Annotated in this window: 29 protein-coding genes; 17 read left to right on the top strand and 12 right to left on the bottom strand. The window is 56.4% G+C overall.

All coding sequences use genetic code 11. The features are described from left to right. The 4 genes from BA066_01445 to BA066_01430 all read left to right on the top strand — a co-directional run. The coding region (locus tag BA066_01445) for a NusA-like transcription termination signal-binding factor (GenBank protein RDD54056.1) at positions 1-267 on the top strand (267 nt) is incomplete at its 5' end. A gap of 9 nt (positions 268-276) precedes the next feature. Further along, complete coding sequence (locus BA066_01440; GenBank protein ID RDD54055.1) at positions 277-717, top strand: 30S ribosomal protein S12; 441 nt, start codon at positions 277-279, stop codon at positions 715-717. Positions 718-722: 5 nt separating this feature from the next. Next, the gene (locus tag BA066_01435; GenBank protein RDD54060.1) at positions 723-1,370 is read left to right on the top strand and encodes a 30S ribosomal protein S7; all 648 of its coding nucleotides are present in this window, start codon (positions 723-725) and stop codon (positions 1,368-1,370) included. Positions 1,371-1,380: 10 nt separating this feature from the next. After that, entirely contained in the window at positions 1,381-1,620 is a 240-nt protein-coding gene (locus tag BA066_01430) for an RNA-binding protein (GenBank protein ID RDD54054.1), read from the top strand. On the opposite strand, the gene glmS is transcribed toward BA066_01430, so the two are convergent. Then, positions 1,621-3,417: a glutamine--fructose-6-phosphate transaminase (isomerizing) gene (glmS, locus tag BA066_01425; protein ID RDD54053.1), complete on the bottom strand. Its 1,797-nt coding sequence runs from the start codon at positions 3,415-3,417 to the stop codon at positions 1,621-1,623. It lies immediately after the preceding gene. Between the two features lie 2 nt (positions 3,418-3,419). Beyond that, a complete protein-coding gene (locus BA066_01420) occupies positions 3,420-4,730 on the bottom strand; it encodes a hypothetical protein (protein ID RDD54052.1) in 1,311 nt (436 codons plus the stop codon). Positions 4,731-4,783: 53 nt separating this feature from the next. Here BA066_01420 and BA066_01415 point away from each other — a divergent pair, with 53 nt between their 5' ends. The 4 genes from BA066_01415 (at position 4,784) to BA066_01400 (ending at position 8,982) form a co-directional block, all read left to right on the top strand. Further along, on the top strand, positions 4,784-6,784 hold the full coding sequence (locus BA066_01415; protein RDD54051.1) for a DUF460 domain-containing protein: 2,001 nt from the start codon (positions 4,784-4,786) through the stop codon (positions 6,782-6,784). A gap of 198 nt (positions 6,785-6,982) precedes the next feature. Beyond that, positions 6,983-7,150: a 30S ribosomal protein S30 gene (locus BA066_01410; protein ID RDD54050.1), complete on the top strand. Its 168-nt coding sequence runs from the start codon at positions 6,983-6,985 to the stop codon at positions 7,148-7,150. A 16-nt stretch (positions 7,151-7,166) separates the two neighbouring features. Next, positions 7,167-8,309 (top strand): C/D box methylation guide ribonucleoprotein complex aNOP56 subunit, encoded by a 1,143-nt coding sequence (locus BA066_01405; GenBank protein ID RDD54049.1) that lies wholly within the window; start codon positions 7,167-7,169, stop codon positions 8,307-8,309. Beyond that, complete coding sequence (locus tag BA066_01400; protein ID RDD54048.1) at positions 8,299-8,982, top strand: fibrillarin-like rRNA/tRNA 2'-O-methyltransferase; 684 nt, start codon at positions 8,299-8,301, stop codon at positions 8,980-8,982. Before BA066_01405 ends, BA066_01400 begins: the two co-directional genes overlap by 11 nt. Here BA066_01400 and BA066_01395 read toward each other — a convergent pair. Further along, on the bottom strand, positions 8,969-10,120 hold the full coding sequence (locus BA066_01395; GenBank protein RDD54047.1) for a hypothetical protein: 1,152 nt from the start codon (positions 10,118-10,120) through the stop codon (positions 8,969-8,971). The genes BA066_01400 and BA066_01395 overlap by 14 nt on opposite strands. Here BA066_01395 and BA066_01390 point away from each other — a divergent pair. Beyond that, positions 10,098-10,637 carry a nucleoside triphosphatase gene (locus BA066_01390; protein RDD54046.1) on the top strand — a complete coding sequence of 180 codons (540 nt, stop codon included), beginning with the start codon at positions 10,098-10,100 and terminating at the stop codon, positions 10,635-10,637. The two genes, BA066_01395 and BA066_01390, sit on opposite strands and share 23 nt — an antisense overlap. On the opposite strand, the gene BA066_01385 is transcribed toward BA066_01390, so the two are convergent. The 7 genes from BA066_01385 to BA066_01355 are packed head-to-tail and all read right to left on the bottom strand — an operon-like array spanning position 10,622 to position 16,634. Beyond that, complete coding sequence (locus BA066_01385; protein RDD54045.1) at positions 10,622-10,909, bottom strand: hypothetical protein; 288 nt, start codon at positions 10,907-10,909, stop codon at positions 10,622-10,624. The genes BA066_01390 and BA066_01385 overlap by 16 nt on opposite strands. Further along, a complete protein-coding gene (locus BA066_01380) occupies positions 10,893-11,204 on the bottom strand; it encodes a signal recognition particle protein Srp19 (protein RDD54044.1) in 312 nt (103 codons plus the stop codon). The genes BA066_01385 and BA066_01380 overlap by 17 nt, the downstream gene beginning before the upstream one ends. Next, positions 11,194-11,571, bottom strand: a complete 378-nt coding sequence (locus BA066_01375; protein RDD54059.1) for a 30S ribosomal protein S8e — start codon at positions 11,569-11,571, stop codon at positions 11,194-11,196. Before BA066_01375 ends, BA066_01380 begins: the two co-directional genes overlap by 11 nt. Then, positions 11,571-12,902: a hypothetical protein gene (locus tag BA066_01370; GenBank protein RDD54043.1), complete on the bottom strand. Its 1,332-nt coding sequence runs from the start codon at positions 12,900-12,902 to the stop codon at positions 11,571-11,573. The genes BA066_01375 and BA066_01370 overlap by 1 nt, the downstream gene beginning before the upstream one ends. Next, positions 12,758-14,059 (bottom strand): hypothetical protein, encoded by a 1,302-nt coding sequence (locus tag BA066_01365; protein RDD54042.1) that lies wholly within the window; start codon positions 14,057-14,059, stop codon positions 12,758-12,760. The genes BA066_01370 and BA066_01365 overlap by 145 nt, the downstream gene beginning before the upstream one ends. Before the next feature lie 10 nt (positions 14,060-14,069). Next, positions 14,070-14,954, bottom strand: a complete 885-nt coding sequence (locus tag BA066_01360; GenBank protein ID RDD54041.1) for a hypothetical protein — start codon at positions 14,952-14,954, stop codon at positions 14,070-14,072. Between the two features lie 15 nt (positions 14,955-14,969). Further along, entirely contained in the window at positions 14,970-16,634 is a 1,665-nt protein-coding gene (locus tag BA066_01355; protein RDD54040.1) for a thermosome subunit, read from the bottom strand. Between the two features lie 102 nt (positions 16,635-16,736). On the opposite strand from BA066_01355, the gene BA066_01350 reads away from it, so the two are divergent. The 5 genes from BA066_01350 (at position 16,737) to glmM (ending at position 22,904) form a co-directional block, all read left to right on the top strand. Beyond that, positions 16,737-17,549, top strand: coding sequence for an S-methyl-5'-thioinosine phosphorylase (locus BA066_01350; protein ID RDD54058.1), 813 nt, complete (start codon positions 16,737-16,739; stop codon positions 17,547-17,549). A gap of 95 nt (positions 17,550-17,644) precedes the next feature. Further along, entirely contained in the window at positions 17,645-18,853 is a 1,209-nt protein-coding gene (pgk, locus tag BA066_01345) for a phosphoglycerate kinase (GenBank protein RDD54039.1), read from the top strand. Continuing rightward, on the top strand, positions 18,850-19,605 hold the full coding sequence (locus BA066_01340; GenBank protein ID RDD54038.1) for a hypothetical protein: 756 nt from the start codon (positions 18,850-18,852) through the stop codon (positions 19,603-19,605). The genes pgk and BA066_01340 overlap by 4 nt, the downstream gene beginning before the upstream one ends. A gap of 13 nt (positions 19,606-19,618) precedes the next feature. Then, the gene (locus BA066_01335) at positions 19,619-21,595 is read left to right on the top strand and encodes a hypothetical protein (GenBank protein RDD54037.1); all 1,977 of its coding nucleotides are present in this window, start codon (positions 19,619-19,621) and stop codon (positions 21,593-21,595) included. Continuing rightward, positions 21,564-22,904, top strand: a complete 1,341-nt coding sequence (gene glmM, locus BA066_01330; GenBank protein RDD54036.1) for a phosphoglucosamine mutase — start codon at positions 21,564-21,566, stop codon at positions 22,902-22,904. Before BA066_01335 ends, glmM begins: the two co-directional genes overlap by 32 nt. Positions 22,905-22,906: 2 nt before the next feature. Here the strand turns inward: glmM and BA066_01325 are convergent, their stop codons facing one another. Then, a complete protein-coding gene (locus BA066_01325) occupies positions 22,907-23,374 on the bottom strand; it encodes a hypothetical protein (GenBank protein RDD54035.1) in 468 nt (155 codons plus the stop codon). A gap of 54 nt (positions 23,375-23,428) precedes the next feature. Then, positions 23,429-23,614 carry a hypothetical protein gene (locus BA066_01320; protein ID RDD54034.1) on the bottom strand — a complete coding sequence of 62 codons (186 nt, stop codon included), beginning with the start codon at positions 23,612-23,614 and terminating at the stop codon, positions 23,429-23,431. A gap of 65 nt (positions 23,615-23,679) precedes the next feature. Between BA066_01320 and tuf the strand changes: the two genes are divergently transcribed. Genes tuf through BA066_01305 form a run of 3 tightly spaced genes read left to right on the top strand, consistent with a single transcriptional unit; the run spans position 23,680 to position 26,445 of the window. Next, the gene (gene tuf, locus BA066_01315) at positions 23,680-24,951 is read left to right on the top strand and encodes a translation elongation factor EF-1 subunit alpha (protein ID RDD54033.1); all 1,272 of its coding nucleotides are present in this window, start codon (positions 23,680-23,682) and stop codon (positions 24,949-24,951) included. A 54-nt stretch (positions 24,952-25,005) separates the two neighbouring features. Beyond that, entirely contained in the window at positions 25,006-25,317 is a 312-nt protein-coding gene (locus BA066_01310; protein RDD54032.1) for a 30S ribosomal protein S10, read from the top strand. Positions 25,318-25,377: 60 nt separating this feature from the next. Next, positions 25,378-26,445 carry a four-carbon acid sugar kinase family protein gene (locus BA066_01305; protein ID RDD54031.1) on the top strand — a complete coding sequence of 356 codons (1,068 nt, stop codon included), beginning with the start codon at positions 25,378-25,380 and terminating at the stop codon, positions 26,443-26,445. Positions 26,446-26,465: the final 20 nt, after the last annotated feature.

Below are 26,465 nucleotides of genomic sequence, written 5' to 3'. Positions count from 1 at the left end.
GATCTGGATTATGACATAGAGGTGGTGGAGTTCGATGACAGTCCGGAGAGGTTCATAATGAATCTTCTGAGCCCGGCAAGGGTTAAGAAGGTGAGGATAGTCCAGCAGAGCGATGGGATAACTGCCATAGCCTACGTTTTGGATGAGGACAAGAGCGTGGCCATAGGGAGGAACGGGAGGAGGATAAAGAGGGCCAAGCTCCTCGCCAAGAGGTGGTATGATATAGACAACATTAAAATAGCGACGTGGGCACCTGATAACCCTTGAGGTGATGGGATGGGTAAGAAATCCCCGCTGGGTCTCTACGCCGCCAGGATGCTCAGGGAGAAGTATAAGGAGAAGAGGCTGCACAGCTGGAGGATAAGGAGGAGGCTCTACAGGCTGAAGGAGAAATTCGACCCCCTGGAGGGGGCCCCGATGGCCAGGGGCATAGTGCTGGAGAAGGTTGGTCTTGAAGCTAGACAGCCTCATTCAGGACTGAGGAAGGCTGTTAAGGTGCAGCTGGCCAAGAATGGTGTGATAATCACGGCCTTCGCCCCGGGAGACGGCGCCCTCAATGTGATAAATGAGCACGATGAGGTGGTGGTTGAGGGGATCGGTGGCTCCAGGGGCAGGTCGATGGGCGACATCCCAGGAGTCAGGTTCAAGGTGATAAAGGTCAATGGGGTGTCGCTGGAGGCGATACTCCGGGGTAAGAAGGAGAAGCCAAGCAGGTGATCCTCATGAGTGAGGAGAGGGGTCAGCAGGTCGGGACCTCCGGGTCCAGACCAGAGATAAGGCTGTTCGGGAGATGGAGTTACGAGGGCCTGAGGATAGAGAACCTAGCGCTCAGGAACGTGATCTCACTCAAACCGGTTTACCTGCCGCACACCGGAGGGAGACACGAGCACAAGAGGTTCGGGAAGCTGGAGATCCCCATAGTGGAGAGGTTGGTCAACAGGCTGATGGGACAGGCGATCAACGCCGGGAGCAGGAAGGATCACGTCAATAGCAAGAATCAGGGAAAGAAGCTGAAGGCCATGAGGACCGTGAAATACGCCTTTGAGATAATAGAGCTGAGGACAGGTAAAAATCCTATACAGGTTTTCCTGGACGCCATAGATAACTCGATAATAAGGGAGGAGGTGACCAGGATAATGTACGGAGGTATAAGCTACTTCCACGCCGTTGACACCTCCCCCAGCAGGATGGTGGATCTGGCCATAAGGCACATAGCCCAGGGAGCCGCCATGAAAGCCTTCAGAAGTCCCAGGAGCCTGGCCGAGGCTCTGGCTGAGGAGATAATTGCAGCGGCCGAGTACGACAGGAACAGGAGCTTCGCCATAAGGAGGAAGGAGGAGATAGAGAGGATAGCCCTGAGCAGCAGGTGAGGTGATCCGGATGGAGGGTCAGAACAGGAACCTCCCGCTATCCCATCTCAAGAAGTCCCATGGGGCGGAGGTCACGGTCAGGCTGAAGAACGGGAGTCAGATAGTCGGAAAGCTCGTGGTATACGATGAGATGATGAACCTGGTTCTGGACTCTGCCAGGGAGATCGATCCCATATCTGGGGAAGTGAGGAGGAGCGTGGGAACGCTCTTCATAAGGGGAAACAACGTCCTCTTCGTCACGTTGGAGTGATCACTCCACAGTAACGCTCTTGGCCAAGTTCCTCGGCTTATCCGGATTCCTGCCCAGTTCTAACGCTGTGTAGTAGGCTATGAGCTGGAGGGGGACCGCGTAGACAATCGGCGATGTGAGTTCATCCTTAACATCGACGCAGATCCTCCTATCGGATGGTAGGCTCACCTCAGGCGGTTGGATCGTTACCGTGAAGGCCCCCCTGGCCCTCACCTCCATCAGGTTGTACACTATCTTGCTCATCAGGGCCGTCTCGGTTGGGATCACCGCTATGACCGGCACTCCCTCCTCTATGAGCGCTAGGGGTCCGTGCTTGTACTCCCCAGCCGCGTAACCCTCGGCGTGTATGTAGCTTATCTCCTTCAGCTTGAGGGCGCCCTCCAGGGCCGTCGGGTAGTTCACCCCCCTGCCGAGGAAGAAGGCATCCCTCCTGAGCTTCATGACCTTGGACAGATCCTTGGCCTCCTCAACGAGCCCCTCCATGCTGTCCAAGATCACCCTGGAGACCTCCTCGAGGTCCCTCCTCAAATCAGCACCGGAATCGGGGTCGGATATGAGGGATGATACCACATACAGCGTGGCCACCTGGGCCGTGAAGGTCTTTGTGGCGGCCACCCCCACCTCGGGACCCGCCTGTATGAAGACGTGATCCTCTGAGAGCCTCGTTAGGGTGCTCCCCGGTACGTTCACTATCGAGAAGATCCTCGCCCCCTTCCTCCTGGCGATCCTCACGGCTTCCAAGACGTCGGCGGTCTCCCCAGACTGGCTTATGGCCAGAACGACGTCGCCCTCGCCCAGGTGGTGCGACCAGTCCGGGAACTCGGATGCTATAATCACTTCAGACCTAAGGCCGGAGATCCTGGAGAGGTAATACTTCCCTATCATGCCAGCGTGCAGAGATGTGCCAGCTGCCACTATTGAGAGCCATCCTCCTTCTAGGGCAAGCCTCAGCTTCTCTGAGAACTTCCTGTAGTACTCAACGGTCTCGGCTATCTTCCTCAATATGTGAGGCTGCTCCCATATCTCCTTCAGCATGAAGTGCTCATAGCTCCCCTTGTCCATCTGCTGAGGAACCCATTCCACCCTCTCCACGGTCTTTTCAACCTCCAAAAGCCTTCCCTCCATCAGCCTCCAGACCCTGATGCTCTCAGGGGTCAGCTCAGCCAGCTCCCCATCCTCCAAGAATATGAACTCCCTGGTCAGGTGGAGGAGCGCCGCTACATCGGAGGCGCAGTAGTTCTCCCCCCTCCCCAACCCTATGACGAGCGGGCTCTTGTACCTGGCCAAGAAGATAGAATGCATACCGGCCACTATCATAGCCACCGCGTAGCTTCCCCCCAACCTTCCTAGCGCGCTGGCCAGCGCGCTCACGGGATCCATTCCGCCTCTGATGCCCTCCTCCACCAGATGCACTATCACCTCGGTATCGGTATCCGATCTGAAGGAGTGCCCTCTCGCCATCAGCTCCTCTCTGAGCTCCTCAAATCCGTCCAATGTTCCGTTGTGAACCAGGGCTATCCTGCCGTCGCAGGATGTGTGAGGATGGGCGTTCTCCACGCTCACCCCACCGTGAGTCGCCCACCTGGTGTGCCCTATCCCGACCTCACCATCCTCCAGCGGATCACCGCCTATCACCTGATCTATCGTCCCGACCCCCTTCCTCACGAGGATCTCACCGTTCAGCGATACCGCAATCCCGGCAGAATCGTATCCCCTGTACTCCAAGTTCTTCAATGCTCTCAGCAGATCTGAGATCACTCCAGCGTTCCTCCTGGTGATCCCGGCTATGCCGCACATCCCTAGGACACCTCTTCCCCTGCGCTCCTCCTCCAGAGGTTCAAGATAAGTATTGTTATAGAAACGATCGAAATCGTGATCAAGCTCAGCAGGAGGACTGCCAGCGTGGTTGCATCGGACAGCACCATCTCCCTCCTCGACCTCACGAGCTCCCTCAACCCATTTATCTCGCCGGATATCTCCTCGTAGATTTTTGGAACGTCATCCCCGGAGGAGATCGACCTAACCCTTCCTTGAATCTCATCTAGCCTGGCGCTGAGGTTACGGTAAGCCCCCTCGTCCACCCTTGCCAGGGCCTCGATCTCACCCCTCAGCTCTGAGAGCTCAGACAGTAGCTTCCCCCTGTAGGACTCCACTATCACCTTCAGGTTGGTTGAGATCAGCTTCTCCGACCTGTTCAAAAGCTCCTCAATCCTAAGAGCGTCCTCGTAGGACAGATCACCGCCTAGCCTGGCCTCCGCCTCGGCCAGCAGGGAATCTATGGCCGATATGTTCGACAGGATCCCCCCCGGGAGGGGTATCAGATCATCCATCGCGCTCCTGTAGAGGGCTAGGAGCGACTGAAAGTCCCTCTTGGTCGAGTTAAGTTCCCTAGACAGGTATTCCCTGCTGTAGCCCGCTGGCCCCGGGCTGACGATCACCGTGAACAGCTTGGACTCCTTACCTATCCCGTAGGAGAGGGTCAGGTTAACCTCGTGAGAGCCGGGGACGCTCAGAGGGACTGGAATTGAGAAAAGCCCGTGGGTAGAGTTCATCACACTTTCCACCGCTGGAATCCCGTTCACATAAACTATCATGGTTGGCCTGAACTCCCTCGGGATCCCATCAACCCTGTAGCTCCCCTCGAGGATCAGTGGCTCACCCAAGCGAATAGTGTAGCTGAGGGGGGATGCCAGGAGGCTAACGCTTAGCCTCGGCCTCTGGACCATGAGGGATGAGGAGTTCCCTAGGGCACTCCTGAGACCCACCTCCCCCCTGACGAAGTATATCAGCTCGGCCCTCACGAAGTTCGGGCCCTCAAGCGAATCTAGGCTAACGTTCGCCGAGATTGCTATCCTCAGGGACTCCCCTCCCCTCAGCTCCCTCAGGCCCAGGTCCTTCACGAATAGTCCCCAGGGCGTCGCGAGCCTCAGCTTGCTCAGCAGTATCGTGCCATCCATGTTCGTGACGGAGACGTTTAGCTCACAGGGGAATCCGGCTATGCATGGCTCCCTGGGATCTATGCGGATTTGAACGGGCTCTTGAGAGGAGACGGGCATCAGTGAAGCTTGAGCGATGCAGAGGAGGATGAGCAGGGCAATCCTCTTACCCATCCCGTCACACCCTCGGGAAACTTTAATAAACGATTCATGCCCTACTCGCGCGAATGAGCGATTTGATAGTCGCTGGGGTGGACATAAAGTCCGGATCTCCGAGGTCAAAGGAGAAACCCATTTACTCCATCTCGATCCAGAGGGAGGGAGAGATATTATTTGAGGCTGAGGAGGTCTCCCTGGAGGAGATCTTCGAGCTGCTCAGGAGGTACGCTGTGAGCGTCCTCGCCACGGATAACGTTTTCGAGATAGCCCGGAACTCCGATGACCTGAGGAGGGTCATCAACTCCCTCCCTCCAAAGTGCAAGCTGGTCCAGGTTACCGGCTCGCCCCAGGGGATAAGGCCCCTCTCCTCGGTGGCCAAGGAAGCGGGTCTGAGCATGCCCCATTCCGACCCGCTCAGCACGGCCAGACTGGTGGCTCAGCTTGCTCTGAGGGGCGTGGGAATGGAGGCCATCGCCATATACCCTGAGACGAGGATACTGTTGACCAGGAACAGGAGCGTGAAGCAGGGAGGCTCCGGGAGCGAGAGGTGGAGGAGGTCCATAGAGGCCAGCATATTGAGCGAGGCGAACAGGATAGCCACTGAGCTTGATAGGGCCAATCTGGACTATGATCTATACGTTGAGAGGGCTTCAGGAGGCTTGAGAAGGGCGGAGTTCATAGTTTACGCGGATCCCGAGGAAGTCAGGAAGGTGGTGAAGGAGAGCAGCTCCTGGTCCCCCTTCAGGATAAAGATAAGTCACTCCTGGAGGAGCAAGGTCAAGTTTCCAGGTGAGCAGTTCTCAACGATCCCCAGATCGAGACCGCTCATAGTTGGCATAGATCCCGGGATGTCCGTGGGCCTCGCTGTGATAGACCTGAACGGAGAGCTACTCGCATTGAGGACGATGAGGAGGGCCTCGAGATCCGAGATCATAGAGGAGATATTGAACCACGGCTATCCCGTAATAATAGCGACGGATGTGAATCCGCCTCCCAAGAGCGTCATCAGAATAGCCAACATGTTCGACGCAAAGCTCGTGGTTTCGAAGTACGATATGAGCTCCGAGGAGAAGAAGAGGATAGTGGCGGAGTACGAGGAGAGTAGAGGTGTGAGAGCCGGGAGCTCTCACGAGAGGGACTCTTTGGCTGCCGCCCTCAAGGTCTACTACAGGGTGAAGAACCTGATAGCGAAGGCCAGGGCGAGGGCTGAGGAAGCTGGCCTCGCCAAGGACTCAGATGCCATAGTCAGCAAGGTCCTCAGGGGAACTCCAATCTCCGTGGCCATAGAGGAGGTCTCCTCGAAGTACGAGGAGTCCCACAGGGAGTCCAGGTATCTCGAATTGAGGAAGGAACTGGCTAAAGCGGACAATTACGCCAGGAGGCTGTTACTGAAGATTGAGGAGCTCAGGGAGGAGTTGAGGAGATATAAGGAACTACTCAGGAGGAAGGATGAGGAGATAGCTGAGCTTAGGAGGAGGTTGGAGTATCTGGAGGATGAGAGGAACCTAGAGATTGAAATCGATAGGAGGATATCCATCAGGGACTCAAGGATAAGGGAGCTGGAGAGGGAGCTGGAGAGGGAGAGGTGGCAGAACGAGATACTGAGATCCCAGCTCAGGAGCCTGATGGATTCGAGGGAGGAGATCCCGGGGATAAGGCTGAGGGTGCTCTCGTCACTATCCAAGGAGAGGGTGGACTCCCTCTCGGAGACCGGGGGGGCCGAGGCCATCTTGGTGCTCGACGCATCGGGTGCCAGCGGCAGCGTCGCGAGGAGGCTGAAGAACCTGGGTGTTAAAATCCTGCTCTATAGGGGGAGCCCTCCACCCTCGGACTTCCTGGAGGCGGCCTCCGAGGAGGGTATATTCGTGGACTCCGAGAGCAACTACAGGATAGCCTGGAACGGTGTGACCCCAGTGATCCCGTTCGATGAGGCCCTGAAGCTGCTCGCTAGGAGCGAGGAGGCCGAGGCTCCTGGGGTAGGGAGGAGGGGATTGGACGTGATGGGGATAATCCTCGACTACAGACGGTCACTCGCAAGGCAGGGGGAGTGTGATGCGCAGGGGGGCTGAGGCCATGAGTTCAATGAAAGCCTGCTTCTACTCATCTGCGTACTTCAGCCGAGCGTCTCTCCATTCTCCACCGCACCGCTGAATGGGAACCCATCCCACTCAGGATCCTCAGCGGGGCATCTTATAGGGTATCTGGCGAACCTCACCCCGGAGGCTAACATATATTAATGGCACGCCCACTGGTAGCCGGGTGGTGGAATGCCTAGGGGAACTCACGGTGCCCTGAACAAGGCTGGTAAGGTGAGATCGCTGACACCCAAGGTCGAGGCCAGGGAGAGGCGAAGCCCTCCTCCCAGAGCGAGGATCAGGTCACTGTATCACAAGAGATACGTGCTGGGTAGGAAGCCGGGCCAGCATCCGATATGAGTAGGCAGGGGTTTCGTTGAGGGCGTTCATAGCCTTACAACCCTTCGGCCTCATCGCGCTTGATGAGAGGGGGGAGCTCCTGGAGGGCCTCCCCTTCCCGAGGGATGCGGAAGCCATCTCAAACCTCGTGAGGGACAGGGAGTTCCTCAGGAGATCCCTGAAGGAGCTGATGGGTAGGATAAACGCCGATGAGATCGTGGTCAATGACGCTAGGCTCAAGGAGCTGCTCGACGAGATGGGGGTTCACGCCTCGCTATCCCCCGGGGAGAGGCCCTTCTCCAGCCTAAGGAGATCCCCGCTCAGATACGCCTCCCAGCTGTGGGGGGATCTGAAACAGAGGGATTACCTCTCCCTGCTTAATGAGATAGGGATCCTAGTGACCAGGGCAAGGGTGAGGGAGCAGCTCAGCTCGCTCGATCAGCAGGTGATCAAGGCGGTAGATTTCGTCGACCACTCGAACAAGGCATTGAACATGATCGCGCCGACCATAAGGGAGTGGTACTCCGTGCACTTCCCGGAGCTTAATGAGATACTTGAGGATCACTACGATTTCATCAAGCTGGTCTCGATAGAGCCCGACAGGAACAAGATGAGGGAGGATGCGCTCAGGAGAGCGGGATTCAGTGACAAGATGATAAGCAAGATCATTGAGGCCTCGAGGAATTCTATGGGAGCGGACTTGAGTGAAGTCGACCTCCAATCCATAAAGAGCGCGGCATCCAGCTGGATAGCCCTGTACGAAGCGAGGAGGGCGATGGAGAGCTACATAGAGGACCTCATGAGGAGGGCGGCACCCAACCTCTCGGCCGTGGTGCATCCCCTCGTGGGGGCCAGGTTGATAGCGATAGCGGGCAGTTTGGAGAGGCTGGCCAACCTGCCGGCGAGCTCGATACAGATCCTGGGGGCCCACAAGGCCATCTTCATGCACCTAACCAAGGGAACGAAGCCTCCGAAGCACGGCGTCATCTTCCAGGCGAAGGAGATCAGGAGTGCTCCTAAGAGCTTGAGGGGGAAGATAGCCAGGCTCCTAGCCACTAAGATAGCGATAGCTGCCAGAGTCGATTTCTACGGAGGGGGGAAGTACATAGGGGATCAACTGAGGAGGGAGATAGATGAGAAGATCAAGAGGTACACGGAGGCGATGAGCGGTGAGGGTTAAGGAGGATCAGAACTTCAAGAACGTATATTGGATAGTGGACGGCAAGAAGCAGCTGGCTACGAGGAGCCTAACCCCGGGGATCAGGGTCTACGACGAGACGTTGAGGGAGATAGGGGGGATAGAGTACAGGATATGGAATCCGAAAAGGTCGAAGTTAGCCGCGGCCATTCACAACGGGCTGAGGAACTTCCCTTTCAGGAAAGGTTCGAGGGTGCTGTACCTCGGGATAGCCTCGGGCACGACCGCTTCTCATATAAGCGACGTGATAGAGGAGAGCGGCATCATATTCGGCGTTGAAGTAGCTCACTGGGTGATCAGGGATCTCCTGAGAGTTGCCGAGTTCAGGAAGAACATAGTCCCCATACTTGAGAGCGCCAGAAGGCCCCAGAACTACAGCTGGCTGGTGACGGAGGTCGATGTCATTTATGAGGATGTCGCCCAGCCCGATCAGGTCGATATACTCCTCAGGAACTCCGACCTCTTCCTCAAGAGCGGAGGGATCGCCATGATCGCCGTCAAGGCTAGCAGCATAGACGTCACGCTTCCTCCCAAGAAGATCTACAAGAGGGTCGAGAGGGAGGTTCTGGAGACGGGGAGATACGAGCTCCTCGAGACGGTGGACCTCTCGCCCTACGATCCTAAGCACGCAATTATAGTCTTTAGGAAGAAGTGAGTTTCCTCAGAAGATCCTCTAGCTCACTTTTACTGGCTGTCGTCTTCACTCCAAGGGGATCAAGATGAGACCTTGCCGCAAAGTGTCCCATTTCCCTCAAGGACTCTATTACAATGCTGATCTTCGGGATCCTGATGTTGAGCTCCGAGCAGATGTCGTCCAGCTTGTAGTAGAAGGGAGGCCCGTCCGCCTCCTCCCTGAGTCTCTCCACCAAGTTTTCAACCTCCTCATTGATGGGCTTCAGCTCATCCAGGAAGTCCTTGCTCACGAGACCACCGAGCCAGACCGGTCCCATCCAACCCCCGGAACCGGGCAGCTCGTCAACCCCCCTCATCAACTCGAAACCCCCATCCCTCTGGGCCAGCCAGCCGAGTTGCCCGAGCAATCTCTGGGCCCTGCTAGCCCCCCTCTCTATCCTGAAGTAGGCCCTGATGTAGTGCGCCTCGCCGTAGGAGAGGAGGGGCTCCGCCGCGAGATCCAGCCTGGCGGCGGTCCTGACCACGAAGGATATCAGGGCTCTTATTCCGAATTCCTTGCAAAATGGTAGTTTTCTACCTGAAACTCCGTAATATCTGAAAAGTTTTTTAGGATAAATCCCGAAGAGAGGGGGCTCGTCCGTCGCCGTCACCCCCAGGATCCCCCCGCCCCTCACGGCCCTGAGGGAGGAGTCTATGAAGGGAGCTGGGGATCCGAATGGGTCTAGATCGAGGTAATCCACCCTCTCCCCCTCCCATGCCATCCTCTCCGCCTCTAGCCTTGCATCGGAACATCTCACCCTGATGCCAGTCGCCCTGTTCAGCCTGACATTGATCCTCATGACCTGCACCGAGAGGCAGTTGGAGTCGCACGCGATCACCTCGTCCGCCCCGCCCTCCAGCCTCAGCCTCAGGGCCCTGACACCCGAGGCCGCCATCAGGTCGGCGGCGCTCCTCAGGTTGAGGGATGAGAACACGGTCACTGAGAGATCCCTGTTGAGCTTCATCCTGGGGTTGTAGAAAACGGGGGCTTTCGTGTAGGGTATTCCCCTCCTCTCCAGCTCCTCCAGATCCGTGGAGTAGAACGACACCCTCCCCTCGCTATATAAGCGCAGGCTAAGCGTTACCCTGGAGCTCACGATGGTGAGGGGGAGGAAGTTCATTATAACCGGAAGGCCGGGCTCCGGCAAGTCCACCTGCGTGGCGGCGCTGATTCAGGGGCTGAGGGAGAGGGGCGTGAGGGTTGGAGGGATAAGGACCCCGGAGGTCAGGGAGGGCGGTATAAGGACGGGGTTCCTGGTTGAGGACATACTGACAGGGGAGAGGGAGCTCTTCGCATCGACGACGTTCAGTGGGGGCCCCTCAGTGTCAAAGTACGTGGTCGATCTGGGGAGGTTCGAGTCCGTGGCTATACCGGCGCTCATCAGGGCAGCCGAGGAGTGCGAAGTCATCGTGATAGATGAGATAGGTAAGATGGAGCTTCTCTCAAGGAGGTTCATCGAGCAGGTTAGGAGAATATGGTATTCTGATGTGATCGCCGTGGGAACTGCCCCTCTGGTCAGGATAAGCGAGGTCGAGGAGTTGAAAAGGTTGTCGGAGGTCATCCACATAGAGAGGGGACATTCGGAGGAAGTCGCCAGGTATCTCCTCGATAAGATATGCCTTCATCTCTCAACCTGATCTGAGGTCTTAATCCCCTTCGGAGGGTGCTTGACGAGCCTCTCATCCCCCCTCTCGACCAGGTAGACCCTTCTCCCAACAACCCCTCTCGCCTCATCCAAGGGGAGGAGCACCTTCACGAGGGCATAGGGTTCATGCACCGGCCCTATTATGTCGCTGATCACCCCTATCACCGTTAGATCATCGAGGGCGACCTTCAGATCCTTCAGATCCCCTTTTATGGGTGGTTTGAGCTTCACCAGGAAATTCCTGGATCTAGTTACCCTTACCACTTCTCCCAAGAACCTCAATCCTCTGCCTCACCATCTCCCCGGCCAGCAGTCTCAGGAGCTCCTCCTTCCTCCCATCGTAATGCACTAGGACCCTCCCCTCGAACTTGTACCATCTGGAGGGTCTGGCCTTATCCCTCTCCACCTCAAAGCTTATTGAGAGGGATTTAAGGGCGTTCACAATTTCCTGGAGGGTAGGTCCCCTCAAGGAAAGGGCCTTCGGTACCCTCCTGCCCTCCCCCCTGCTGAGCCTGGAGTCGAAGTAGGAGGGATATATCACCTTCCCCCTACGAGGCAACCTCCTCCCTCACCAGGACCCCGTTGAGGATGCCGTGCTGCCCCGTCCTAGAGGTCACCCTGACCACACCCAGCTCCGTCCTGACCAGAGCGCCCCTGGTTATTATCCCCCTCCTGCTCAGCACCTTGTCAGAGGGGTTCTCGATGAACCCGAGGATCCTGGCCCTTCTGGTGACACCTCCGCCCAAGGCCACGTTGATCTGATCCCCGGCTATCAGCCTCAGCTTAAGGCCTCCTCCCCTAACCCTCACGATCTTCAGCCTCCTCTCGCCTATCCTCGTGAAGGCCGGCGCCCTTCCAGCCTCACTCTTCCTCTTCCCCCTGCTGACCCTTATCTTGCCACCCGTCGGCTTCCTACCGCCCGGCATCACGGGACCGTGGTAGTAGTAAGGCATGGTTTGACCCCCGGTGTAGCTCGTGAGGAGCCATTAAAAAAGTTGAGTAGTAGGGAGAACAGCGCCGAGCCGAATATGATGGATATGTCCAGCTGAGTCAACCCTATCTCGGTCCTCGTTATCAGGAGGGGCCATACAATTGGATAGGAGAAAGTTTCCTCCCCTCTCATGAACTTCCCGTAGGAGTATCCTGAGATCAGGCCCAGGAGAGCCGATAGGAGGAGCATGCCTATGAAACCCAGGTCCATAAGCATGCCTATGAAGATCGTTGGTGTTATCCCGAAGTCCTTGCCGAATATCCCCCTCCCTATCGTTTGGGATGGGTGTAGGGGGATCGATGTGAGCCAGAATGGCTCCACAGGGAAAGGTCTCAGGAAGTATGATGCGAGCTCCTTGGAGTAATAGTAGGTGGTGCTCATGCGGAATAGAGGTCTCTCCAGCGCGGAAACCTTGAGTTCCGTCCTCATGACGTCTATCCCTATGTACAAGAAAAATATGGATAACAGGGTCAGATATGCCAATTTTCTGCTCCTTCTCGAGAGTATGAGGAACGTGGAGAGCAGTATCAGTATGGCATCCGCCCTGAACCCGTGCAGCAGCATCAGGATCACGCTGAGCAGGAAGAAGGAGGATGAGACCGCCCTTTTACCGAGATCCAGCAACCACTCGAGTATGCTTGGATAGGATATGAAGATCAGGAACATCCCGAAGGCCCCCTCGAGGGGTATGCTGGAGGAGGACCTCAGCTCTATCACGCTGGGGATCGTGAAGAAGGAGTGAGCGGTCATGAGGGATCCCACGGAGAAGGTGAGGATCGAGTAAACCGGGGGTCTCACTCGCTTGAGCCGGACCAGGAGGGGGGATGCGTTCGCGACAGCCAGCCAGGCCGATGATATGAGGAGAGAAAGTTGACCCGCCATCCTGTAGAAGGAGAAGAATATCACGAGGAAAACCATGAGCTCGGAAGATGCAAGTAGGATCAGGGGGCTCTCGAGGCGCCTCGATAGTGCCGATCCCGCGGTGAATGCCAGGATGCCCGAGAGCGATGAGATGAACCAGCTAATCGAGAAGCCGAACTTAATAGTGCCTAAGATGAGGAAGAGAGAGAGTAAGCCAGCTATTCCGGTGGACGGATGCAGCAGGATGCTGTGGAGGTCCCTCATCTCCCCGGCCTCAGAGAGAGCACCACTATCGATGCTGAGAGCAGGAGGTATAGGTAGACGTTGAGGTCCAGTATTCCCGTCTCGATACCCACCATCACGTAGGAATATATGACAGCGTGAGGGCCAAGGAGGGCATCGCATTTCCCGGAGAACCTTTGCGAGAGGGCTAGTATGTACGAGTAGATGAGGCTCGCGACCAGGGCCCCGGGCAGGCCCCAATCGAGGAGGGGTCCTCCTATGAGGGTGGCCGTCGTCGAGACATCAGCTCTACCCATGGTGTAGATGCCTATGAGGTTCCTGGGACCGTACCTGGGGCCGCTTATCAGCCCCAAGGAGGAGATAGCCGCGAGATGCACGTATCCGTTGGTCACGGGCCTCATCCCGTAGATCCTGACCATCGTGTCCAGGGCCGCGACGGTTATGGTGGGCCTGTAGAGGACAGAGAGGATGGGGTTCTGGACGAGTCCCGTTGCCACTGACCTGAACGCCCCCACACCGACGAAGGCTATGACAGCGAGCATGAGAGCTGGCAAGATGAACCCAAGACCGATAAGCCTCCTCCTGTAAAGTATCAACGTCACGGCAAGCAGGTAAGCTATCATCTCCGTCCTGAAGGCCAATAGGAGGGATGGTATGAATCCTATTATCGAGAAGGCTATGGCATCGCACCTCCTCAGTTTGGAGGATGATAGGATGAAGGCTGCCCCCGGAACGGTGGTCCAGGAGAGGTAATTGAGGATCGCTGAGAGCCTCCTCCTGACCTGCTCATCTAGCAGGGGTATCCCCCCGGAGTTGACGAGCTGCACAACGAAGGAGGCGTAACCCACCAGGAACATGATGACTCCGAGCAGAAGTACGATCCCCCTGACTTCCCTCACCTCCATGTCATCCTCGGCCCTAGCGAGGACGATCCCGAGCAGCATTGAGGCCAAGGTTAGGATCAGCAGCAGGAGGGTGGCCCCTGAGATCCTGACAAGGGACATCGTGAAGAAAAGCAGGAAACCTATGGGGAGCGCGAGAGGCGAGAAGAGTATATCAAGCACCCTTTTGATGATCCGATTCTCCTCCTCACCCCTCCCAGATCTGAAGGGCACGGGGAGCTTCCCAATAGATCCACAGATTCCCCTGAGCGCTCTCACTGCGTGGGAGTCCTCGTAAGCTGAGCTCAAGATGCTGTATAATGAGTGAAGTGACCTGTAGGTGATACTCTCCCTGATCAACTTCGAGGGACCAACCCCAGCCAGTCTCCTCCCCAGGAATGAACTCCTAGCGGATCTCAGAAGAATCGACAGCAACAACTCCGATCCCCTAGGGCTTGACTGTGTAGGTTAGCTTCGAGAGGTCGAGCAGCTTGGAGTACCTCCTAGCGTTATCCAGTAGTTCGGCGTAAACGGAGACCCCGGTCAGGGGTCTCTCGGTACCTATGAAGACGTAGCCCTCGTTGAGAATGGCGGAATCGTACGTTATGTTGAGCTCCCTGAGTATGGAATCTATCTTCCTCAGGTCCTCAGTCGTCAGGAAGTTCCTCTGGGTGTAATCGAATATCATCACGATGTAGGAATCGCCTAATGAGAAGTAGGGATAGCCCCAGGGTATCCTGCTGTATATCGCGTTCCTTAGAGCATTGTAGATGAAGGCGTTGGGCTTAAACCCGGGGACGCTGAGGACGAGGGAGGACCTTATCAGCACGTTCCTGACCCCGTATCCTCCCGCAATATCCCTGCAAATATCCTCTAGTTTCTCGGATATTTCTGATAAACTGCTTCCATTAATCTGATTTATGTAAATTCTTATTACAGATGGAGTGGCTGTTTTGAAGGTTATTTTGGTTGCAGCTATATCCTCAACGTACGCGTTGGGTCCCCCTATGGTGATCCTGCCACCCCTGTACCAGCCCATCAGCCTGGTCTCATAAGCCCAAGTTATGAGGACATCGTCGTGAAACTCCGTCGCATTGACCGTCCAAGTCCCATCGATCTTGGCGTAAACCAAGTAGCCGAGGCCCGATAGCCTGCTAAATTCGAGAGCAGCGTTCCTTATGTTCAACCCGGAGAAGGAGCTCACCTCCTGGGGGGGAGGGACCAGGTTCTCATAGGCGTAATAACCGCCGAGAATTGAGATTATGATGAGTAAAAAAAGATCGAAGGCGTTTATTCCCAGTACCCTTCCTGACTCTCTATCGATCCATTTCATCCGTATCCGGTGCCTTCAGTCGAATTCAGATTTAAACTCACCGCCACCCTCCTCTTCCTCTCCGCCCTTGCCCTTCTCCTTACCCTTCTCCTCGTAAGGCTTCGCAGCTATTATGTCGTCCGTCTTTATTATCAGTATCGCCGTCTCCGTGGCCGCTGCTATGGCGTTCTTCACACCCCTATACGTGTCCACGACGCCTATCTCGGCCATGTCCCCTACCTTGCCGTTGAGCACATCTATGCCGACTGAGGTCTTCCCAGACTTGTGGGCATTCCTCAGCTCCACTATCGCATCCACAGCGTCCATGCCGGCGTTCTCAGCCAGTATCCTGGGGATGCTCTCCAGGGCGTTGGCGAAGGCCTCCATGGCAAGCTGCTCCTTACCCTTCTCGGTGTGCGCATACTCCCTGAGCCTTATGGCGAGCTGCTCCTGTATCGATCCTCCGCCGTAGAAGATCTTCCCATCCTCCACCACGTTTCTGACAACGTAGAGCGCATCCTTGAGACCTCTCTCGGCCTCATCTAGTATCGTATCAGCTCCAGCTCTCAGCAGGATCGTTACGGCCCTTGGGTTCTCGCACTCCTCTATGAACACCATCTTGTCATCTCCTATCTTCCTCTCCTCGACAAGTCCAGCCTTTCCAAGCTCATTCTCAGTTAGATCGTCCAGATTGTTCACTATCTTACCTCCAGTGGCCTTCTCCAGCCTCTGCATGTCCTTCTCGCTCACCCTCCTTACGGCCATTATGCCGTACTTGGCCAGGAAGTGCTGAGCCACCTCATCTATGCCCTTCTGGCAGAACACAACGTTGGCACCGACCGAGTGTATCTTCTCAACCTTCTCCCTCAGGATCCTCGTCTCCTGCTCTATGAACTCCCTGAGCTCCTGCGGAGATGATATTTGAACCTCCATGTCTATCTCGGGCTTCTTTATCTCAAGAGGAACGTTCAGCAAGGCTATCTTGGCGTCCTTCACCCTCTTAGGCATGTCTCCATGAACCACCTCCTTGTCCAGTATCACCCCCTTTATGAACTCGGTCTCGGCGAGGCTCTTCCCCTTCTTCTTCACGATCTTAACGTTATCTATGTCGACGTACCTCTTGTCCCCCTTCATCTCCTCAACGGCCTTAACAGCTCTTACAGCTATCTCCGCTAGCTTCTTCTTCTCAGCGCTCACAAGCTTGCTGCTCATAGCAGTTTCAGCCACCTTGATAAGCCATTCCTCGTTATCAGGATCCACCTTTATCGCCAGCTTCTCCAACTCACTCTCAACGAACTTTAGGGCTCTCTCATAGCCCTCCACTATCACCGTGGGATGTATGTCCTTCTGCAGGAGCGCCTCGGCCTCCGTGAGGAGCTCTCCCGCCAGAACGACGCTCGTGGTTGTCCCATCCCCAACCTCCTTGTCCTGCGCCTTGGCCAGGTTCACCATGAGCTTGGCCGCTGGATGGGCCACCTCCATCTCCTGCAGTATCGTGGCTCCATCGTTGCTCACCGTTATGTCACCGAGCGAGTCGACTATCATCTTGTCCATTCCCTTGGGGCCTAATGTCGTCTTTACGGCGTCAGCTATCGCCCTGGCGGCCATTATGTTTATCCTTCTCGCCTCATCACCCCTTGTCCTCGTGGTCCCCTCCTTCAATATCAGGACTGGTCTTCCACCGACTGTAGCTAGGGCCATCACGGATCCCCCCGTTAGCAGAACGTTGCTCTAGGCGCGGTCACGTACGCGCATGAGTTATAAAAATTACCCCCAAGGTCAGGAGCGCTGGAGGTGGTCATTGTGGTGAGAATAGCCATAATAGGAGGAAGTGGCCTCTACAAGCTTCTGAAGAATCCCAAAATAGTGAGATTGGACACTCCATTTGGTTCGTGCGATGTGAGCTTGGGTGAGTTCGCGGGTGAGGAGGTGGCCTTCATACCGAGGCACGGCGCTGCGCACGAGCTACCCCCGTTTAAGGTGAATTACAAGGCCAACTTGTACGCCCTGAACATGCTGGAAGTTGAGAGAGTGATAGCCACGAATGCAGTCGGTGCTATAAACCCGGATCTGGAGCCCGGGACCATAGTTATACCTCACGACCTGATAGACATGACCAAGTGCAGGGACTTCACTTTCTTCGACGGGAAGACGAGGATAAGGGTCAGGGGAAGGGAGATAGGCGGTGTTGTGCACGTCTCGATGACGCCCCACACGTACTGCCCTGAGATAAGGTCCTCCATACTGGAGGCCGCCGAGAGCCTCGGGTTGGGCCTGAGGGATGGAGGGGTCTACGTGTGCACTGAGGGCAACAGGTTCGAGACAGCCGCCGAGATCAGGGCATTCTCGATCCTGGGAGGCGACATCGTCGGAATGACAGGATGTCCCGAGGCTTCCCTAGCCAGGGAGCTGGCCCTATGCTATGCCAGCATCTCCCTGGTCACGAACTACGCCGCTGGTGTCAGCGGGAGGGTTAAGCTGACACAGAAGGAGGTTTTAGAAATATTCTCAAGAAGATTGGATGATCTGATCGTCCTCCTGGAGGAGAGTGTGAGGAGGATCCCTAAGCGGAGGGCATGCGCCTGTAAGGATGCCCTCTCAGAGTTCCTCACCTAGCCAGGATGTAAATTTTTAACATTTTGGATGAGTGCCTAACCGCCAACAGAACAAAACTTTAATTTTTCCTGGCCGGGCACAACCGCGGTGATGTCATGAAGACCAGGAGGGTACCCACCCTCGATGACCTCTACATCGAGAACAAGAGGGTCTTTTTGAGGGCAGATATGAACGTTCCCGTTGGAGATAACGGGGAGATCATGGATAATGAGAAGATAAAGCAGGCCGCGAAGACGTTAAAGGAGTTGATTGAGAGAGGAGCCTCCGTCGTCGTGGGGACCCATCAAGGTAGACCTGGGAGCAGTGATTTCATAACAACGGAGCCCCACGCCGCCGAGTTATCCAAGGAGCTCGGGATAGAGGTCGAATACGTTGACGGGGTGTTCTCAAGCGAGGTTAGGTCCAAGATAATGAGCATGAAGAGAGGGGATGTCCTGATGCTCGAGAACCTCAGGTTCATGGCCGAGGAGAACATTGAGGGTGATCCTAGGGATCTGATAAAGACGCACTTGGTTCAGAGGTTGGCCCCGCTGTTCGATGCATACGTCAACGATGCCTTCCAGGCGGCCCACAGGAGCCAGCCCTCGCTGGTGGCCTTCCCCTACCTCCTACCCTCGGCCGCCGGTAGGAACATGCAGAAGATGCTGAATGAGATGCTGGAGCTGGACTCGGTCAAGGGAAGGAGGATCCTGATACTCGGGGGGGCGAAGGTCCCCGACAAGCTGAAGGTCATGGTCCACTCCATAAGGAACGGGAAGGCCGCGGAGGTGCTCACGGGAGGACTCGTGGGCATGCTCCTAGCCGTGGCTGCCGGTCATAAGCTCGATGGTAAAATGAGGAAAATGAAGGATCTGGACCTACTGATCCCAGCGGCTAGGGAGATACTGAGCGAGGCCTCCGGCAGGGTCCTCTACCCGGTCGATTTCCTAGTTAAGGGTGAGGACGGCAGTCTCGAGAATTACCCCGTCTACGCCATCCCCGAGAACGGAGAGATCGTGGACATAGGAGTGGGGACCATTGAGCTCTATAAGGAGAGGCTCAAGGGCGCCGATATAGCGATAGCGAACGGGCCGATGGGCATCTTCGAGAGACCGGAGTCCAGGAGAGGGACCCTAGAGATAGTGAATGCCATGGAAAAATTTGCCAAGATATCGGTGCTCTGCGGGGGTCACCTGAGCGCGGCCGCTGACATGGTCGGCGCAAAGGGGAGCAGGGTGTACACGGCAGGGGGCGCCGTGATGTACGGGCTCGCGGGTCTTCCCCTGCCCGCGGTCGATGCGCTGAGGGAGAGCGTGGCCAGATGATAAGGGTTGGGATACTGGGGCATGATCCCCATACCCCGCACATAGCTGAGGCCCTGAGGAGGCAGCCGGACATCGAGGTCGTGGGCTTCTACTCGCACGGACCCACTTTCCTCTCGAGGGAGTTGGCCGGCATCGGTGACCTGTTCTGCAGCAGATCCCAGTTCGAGTTTTTCAAGGAGAAGGGAATCAGGATAAGTGGTTTCCTTGAGGACCTCCTTGAGGGTGTGGATTTCCTGCTTGAGTACGATCCAAGAGACTTGAGCGTGAGGCTCACCTTCGAGGGGACTGGAGTCAGGCTGGATCCCAGGGATGTGACCTCATACAGGTTGGCGGATCTCCCCCTGGCCGAGGTTTCCATAAGGTGGGTCTCAAGCTCCCTCTACTGCTGCCCCTTCTTCAGGCCGGCCTTGCTGGACGTGAAGCTCTCTAGGGAGGAGAGCCGCGAGTTCCTCGTGGATTCCCTCCTCTCAGCTAGGAGGATCAGCTCCTTGAATGAGGAGGTTGACCTGAGTGACCTCTGCATTTACTACCCCTTCTTCAGGAGCCACACCCTCTTCTCGCTGATAGTCCTCCTCAGATCCCTGCAGCTCTCAGATGACGGGAGATCTCTCAGCCTCCTCTCGCTTTATGGGATATTCTCCACGATACCGGAGGCTATAGACACCATGAGAGAGTCCGTAGGGGTGAGCAGGGAGATCTCCTCCTCCATCACGGACCATCACTTAAGTATAAAAAGCGGGCTGCTTCACTGAGTCAGGTGATCCTTTGGAGGAGTCTCAGGAGGCATCCTTTACTCCAAGGGCGATCCTCCTATCGATGGTCTTCGGACTCCTGATAATATTCGGTCAGAGCGTGATAAGGGGGGCTGGGGGTTACAGCTGGACCGGGGAGGCCGCTCTCGTGGTGATAGCCGTATCTTATGCCATCTCAAGTCTGAGCAGGAGGCCACTATCCCTGGGTGAGATTGGCGTCATCTTCGGATCCGTCGAGGTGATCACAGTATTGTTCATAGGCTGGCAGTACCTGCTCCCCTCCTGGGCCGTAGCTGCCCTCTCCAGGGATTTCCCTCTGAAGCAGATCCTTCCCAGTTTCCTGGTGCCGAGGGAGGAGGATGCCCTCAGGAGCCTCCTGCTTGGAGGTGATCTCAACTGGGGGGCCTGGGCCCTCCCCCTGATATACGCTATGCTGTTTGCGATAGTCCTTTCACTATTCTCCTACTTCAACGTGATACCCCTGAGGAGGTTCTACATAGAGAGGGAGAAGCTGGTATTCCCCGTGGCCACGGTGGCGGCGAGCTTCTCCAAGATAGTGAGGGAGAGGGGGAGGGAGCTCAGATTCCTCTGGCTTGGCATCCTCTCGGGCTTCACGATAGCGCTCTTCCAGAAGGGTCACCTCCTGGAGGCCATATGGGAGGAGTTCCCGGCCGTCGACCTCAGGTTCGACCTCACGCCCCACCTCCAGGGACCTTTCCCTGGAGGGGCCTTTGGAATGGATAGCGCTGCACAGATAACCCCTGACCTCATCGCCTGGTCCTTCCTCATACCCCTAGGGGTTCAGGTTTCCGTTTGGGTGACCGCGATCGTCGCCTACCTGCTGATACCCCCGGTCCTCGTGAGGATGGGCCTGCTCCCCTATGAGGCAGGTCATGATTTCTCCTTCTACGTCTCCAACTCAGCTCTTAACGGTCCCGTACCATGGTATCACCTGAGCACGGGTCTCTACGTCGCCGTTGGTGTCATCCCGATCCTCCTAGGAGGCAGATACTTGCTCAGGAGCTTCAGGGAGTGGAGGGACGAGCCCCTACCCAGGAGGTGGGTTCTACTGGGATGGATCCTCACGTTCATAGGGAGCTCATTCCTGCTATCAGTCCTGGGGATGAGTCCCGTCCTGGCCTCAGCGATACTGGTGCTTCAGCTGGTGTACTGGCAGGGTTACATATGGACCCTGGGCATGAGCAACTGGATAGTACCCGTCAACTTGGGCGTGAGGGGTTTACTTTACAGCACCTTCTTCTCATCCGGGATCTTCAGCAGGGCATCGGCCGATGCCTTCTTCTCTGGCGCCGCCAATGCGATGATAACTGATTCCATCTCGGCCCAACCGACAGCTTCAGCTGAGGGATTCAAGTTCTCATCGGATACAGGAATGAGGGCGAAGACCATGCTGAGGGCCCAGGTCCTCGGGATGCTCTTTGGGGCCGTGGCTGGGGGACTGCTGCTGATTACATCATTCCACCTCTGGGGCGCCGCCAAGAGGCCCTTGGAGATGGCGGAGACGACGTACCCGGAGGAGGGCCTGCTCATGATGATGGGTGAGATGATGGGGTGGAGGCTCGATCACTTCATGGAGGGATTCGCTGTGGGCGCCCTCGCCTTCGCATTGAGAACCCTCTTTCCGGTGTTCGGAGTCAGCGCGATAGGGGTTCTCCTGGGGCTCCTTCTGCCACAATACGCCGCCCTATACATGATGACCAGCCTGCTGAGGTACCTCGCCGAGAGGTACGGGGGTGGTGATTTCATGCGCAGGAGGGCTATACCCTTCCTCGCCGGTTTCGCGGTGGGAGGCGTCCTGAATGCGATGGGCACCAGCTTGGTCCTGATCGCCAAAGCCAGCCCTATATCATCTTTCTCATGGGTGATCGGCTCCCTCATAATACTGGCCGTGATGCTCCCAGCGGTTAGAGCTTACGCGAGGTCCGGGAGGGTCTCGGATGAGCCTGATATTCACGCCCCTGGGGATTAGGGGTGTCTTTGGCAGCGGTTTCGACGCTAATGTGGCCATGCTGCTCGCCAACGTGTTCGGGAGGAGGCTGGGGAAGGGATCCCTCGTCGTCGTCGGCAGGGACACCAGGCCCAGCGGTGAGGCCGTGGAGAGGGCTGTCGTCGCAGGTCTCCTGTCCGCCGGTGTCAACGTGCTGAACATAGGGATAGCGCCCACGCCGGCCATAGGGTGGGCTACGGACAGGTACGGCGCCGATGGGGGCGTTATAATTTCAGCGAGCCACAATCCACCCGAATGGAACGCTTTGAAGCTCCTTGGAAGTGATGGAGTGCTTCTACACCCGGATGAGATGGAATCTCTGAGGGATGAGTTCCAGAGGGGTCGCTTCGAGTCCGTGCCCTGGAACGAGGTGGGTAGGGAGGAGAGTTACGACGTCACCGCTGAGTACATCGAGGACCTGCTCAGGTTCGTTGATGCCGATAGGGTGAGAGGGAGCGGGCTGAAGGCTTGCCTGGATGTTAACGGGGGAGCAGGTGCTTACGTGACGCCCTATCTCCTCAACGAGCTCGGAGTGAGGACCATAACGATCAACTCCGCTCCCGGGATATTCGTGAGGGAGTTGGAGCCGAGACCCGATACCTTGGAGGACCTCTCCAGGATCGTGGTGGCCACGGGATCGGATCTTGGCCTAGCTCACGATACTGATGCTGACAGGCTCACTCTAGTCACGGAGAGGGGAGATGTCCTTCCTGAGGACATGACTCTAGCCCTGGTCGTCGATTACGTGCTGGAGAGGAGGGGAGGCGGGAAGCTCGTGGTTAACGTGGCCTCCTCGAGGGTATTCGACCACATAGCGAGGAGGAGGGGTGCCGAGATCTACAGGACCCCGGTGGGTGAGGCCTACGTCGCCCACAAGATGAGGGAGGTTGGGGCCACCGTCGGCGGCGAGGGGAGCTGCGGCGGCGTCATACTACCGGAGTTCCACCTGGGCAGGGACGGTCCCCTGGCCGCCTCCCTGATACTCGAGCTCATGTCATCGAGGGGCTCCAAGTTGAGCGAGATCGTCGGGGAGTTCCCCAAGTATCACGTCCTCAGGAGGAACTTCCCGCTCGTCAAGGAGTGGAAGGAGATTGAGAGGGAGCTCATCGGGATGGCTGAGAGGGAGGGCATGGACCTGGACTTGACTGACGGTATCAGGATGTCATCTGAGGAGCTCTGGGCCCTCGTCAGGACATCGAAGACGGAGCATAAGGTGAGGGTCCTCGTTGAGGGGATCGAGAGGAGGGATGCTGAGAGGTTAATGGAGGAGATAAGTAAGTTGCTGAGCTGAGATCACTTCCTCACGGGTTTCTTTTCCTTCTTTTCCTCGGGAGGCGGTATCATCTTTCCGGTCAGTTTATCATAGAACCTCTTCCAGGCGGAGCCCAGTCCGCTCAGGGATATCGCTGTGAAGGAGAGGGCGGTCAGCGGGGCATCAGGGTAGCCCACCGCCAGCGTTGAGATTAAGCCGAGCACCGGTATGACCACGCCCAAGAGCACCATCGCCCTCCTGTAGAGCATCACTATCTGAGACCTATCCTCCACATTTGGTGAAATAAATAGCCTTATATACCTATCTGCTGTTATAAATAAGAACATAGCTGTTATCATGAGCACTATGCTTATCCTAGCACCGAGATCCCTGTCGAACGGGTGAACGCTGAGGGAGAGGTAGCAGGATAGCAGAGCTAGGAACGGTGGTAGCGTGAGCATCCAAGCGGTGATCTCCTTATACCTAAGCTCCAACGCATCCTCCGGCATCGTTGGAGGTCCCCCCCTGATCTTAAAAATATTATTCTCCGCAGGATCCGAGGCCTAAGCCTTCGAACCTTCCTTCGATCCTAAGAGCTCCATCGAAGTCCCGCGGGATCGCCAGAATGACCGGATATTCCGCTCCGCAACCTGCAAGGTATTTCCATCCATGGCATCGATCATGAAAAGCCCACTTGAGGTTGGCTCACCTCCATCGACGTATTTCAGGATATCTTGAAGCCGACGCAATCTCCAATCATATTTAAAAATGCGCGGCTCATCGGAAGTGAAGGTGCCGATAGTGGCAGGGTGATATGATGCCGGAGAAGGAGCACGTGAACCTGATATTCGTGGGCCACGTGGATCATGGGAAGTCCACAATAATCGGGAGACTCTTCTACGACTTGAAACTGGTGGAGGAACTCCCCCCTGAGGAGCTAGCCGCGGACGCAAGGTTCGCTTGGGTGGTGGACAGGCTCAAGGAGGAGCGAGAGAGGGGAATGACGATAGACCTCTTCCACACGAAGGTCGAGACCCCCCACAAGATGATCACGGTGATAGATGCCCCGGGGCACAGGGACTTCGTTAAGAACATGATAACTGGCGCCAGCCAGGCTGATGCCGCTATACTCGTGGTCTCCGCGAAGTCCGGGGAGGGAGTGCAGGCTCAGACTATAGAGCACGTCTTCCTGATAAAGACGCTGGGGGTCAATCAGCTGGCCGTGGCCATAAACAAGATGGATGACCCCACCGTCGGATACAAGAAGGAGAGGTATGAGGAGCTGAAGGCCCAGGTCTCGGACCTCCTCAAGAGGGTGGGTTACGATCCCTCCAAGATACACTTCGTGCCCACCAGCGGTCTTCAGGGAGACAACGTGGTCAATAGGAGCGACAAGATGCCCTGGTATAACGGGCCAACTCTCTATGAGGTCCTGGACACGTTCGTCGCACCACCGAAACCGTTGGACAAGCCATTGAGGATACCCATACAGGACGTGTTCTCCATAACTGGCGTCGGAACGGTCGTCGTGGGCAGGGTGGAGACCGGGGTCCTGAAGCCCGGAGATACAATAGTGATAGAGCCCCTGGGCAAGACCGCCGAGGTCAAGAGCATCGAGATGCACCATGAGAGGCTAGATAAGGCCGAGCCAGGGGATAACATAGGGATAAACATAAAGGGGATAGACAAGAAGGAGATAAAGAGGGGCGACGTGATAGGGCACCCGAATAACCCACCGACGGTGGCCAAGGAGTTCACCGCCCAGATAGTTGTCCTCCAGCACCCAACGGCAATAGCACCTGGCTACACGCCGGTGATCCACGCCCACACGGGCCACATGGCGTGCAAGATGGTCTCAATAGAGAAGAAGATAGATCCGAGGAGCGGTCAGGTCATAGAGGAGAAACCGAGCTTTATAAGGAGGGGGGATGCAGCCATAGTGAAGTTCGAGCCCCTCAAGCCCTTCGTGATCGAGAAGTACAGCGAATTCCCGCCGCTCGGTAGGTTCGCGGTCAGGGACATGGGGATCACGGTAGCTGCAGGCATAGTGCTTGACGTGGTTCCGCTTGAGAGGAAGAAAAAGTGAGCATTATCTCAAAAATAAACAAAGATTTTTACTTATATTTGGAAGGTGATCCGGATGACCGAGGTCTTGAGGATAGAGCTCGTCAGCACGAACCCTGAGAGCTTGGAGAGAGTCAGCAGGATGTTCAAGGACATAGCCGAGAAGATGGGGGTCAGGGTGAAGGGGCCCATACCCCTGCCGACCAAGAGGCTGAGGGTGACCGCCCTGAGGAACCCCTCGGGGGAGGGGACGAACAAGTACGATAAGTACGAGCTGAGGATCCACAAGAGGATACTGGACATCCCTAACCCGGATGAGCGCTATATAAGGAGCATAATGGGGATCTCCCTCCCGGAGGACGTGAAGATAAGCATAGTGCTCATGTGAGCTCCACCTAATGACAGCATGAGCTTCGTTTCTCCGAGGGTTGACGGTTAGGGACACCCGATGAGGGTCCTCATAATAGCGGACGACCTTACAGGCGCTCTGGATACGACGTGCAGGTTCGGTAAGGGTTCAGCCGTCCTCCTCTCGGGGGAGGCGGATGCGGACTTCGTAGGAGTCACGACGGACAGCAGGTTACTTAGGCCGGAGGAGGCCAGGTCTCGCGTCAGAGAGATCCTGAATCTGTTTCCCTCCTGGCAGTACCTCTATAAGAAGGTGGATTCCACCATGAGAGGGAACGTTGGAGCTGAACTTGGCGAGATATGCGAATTCCTTAACGCTGAGATGCCGTTCACACCAGCCTACCCAGAGCAGGGCAGGATCGTGATAGATGGAACTCTCTACGTGAGGGGAAAGCTCCTTGAGGAGACCTCATACGCCAAAGAACTTCCGATAACTTCCTCTAACATTCTGGAGATCCTGAGATCCACCACTAACCTCCGCGTTGGTTACTGGGAGGATCGGGATGCGATGATAAGGACCTTCAGGAACATCAGGGAGAGGAGGGACCTCTCGGAGGCCATGGAGACCATAATCGATGAGGGCCTCAGGGTGATGGGGGGAAGCGCCGGTCTAGCTATTGAGCTCTCAGAGTTCTTGGGATGCGAGAGGGGGGATGAGGTCAGAGCCCACGGCCCGGTGCTCTTTCTATCCGGATCCGGGAACGAGGTAACTAGGGAGCAGTTCTCCGTCCTGGCCAGGGAGGTGCCCGTATTCGGCTACGATGAGGAAGGGATCAGGTCCTCCAGGAGGAGGCTCTTGGAAGGTGCTGATGCCGCGATGCTCTTCGATCTAGGTAAGGCTTTGAAGGGGATCCGTGAGCTCGTGGATCTCATAATCGATTCGAGGCCTAGCGCTCTCGTGGTGGTCGGTGGAGAGACCCTGAGGGCTGTTCTCAGACAGCTCGAGGTCTCGGCGATAAGGATGGGCAGCTATCCTGAGGACGGGGTGGCAGCGGGCTGGATCGTGGGTGGCCCCCTCGATGGAACTCCTCTGATATCGAAAGCTGGGGGTTTCGGAGATCCAGAGACGCTGTTGAGGGTCCTGAGGATCATTAAAGAACTCGGCTGATGTTCAGCAGGTACGCAGGA

Source organism: Candidatus Korarchaeota archaeon NZ13-K, from assembly GCA_003344655.1.
Taxonomy (GTDB): domain Archaea; phylum Korarchaeota; class Korarchaeia; order Korarchaeales; family Korarchaeaceae; genus Korarchaeum.
This window is presented reverse-complemented; position numbering and strand designations above follow the sequence as displayed.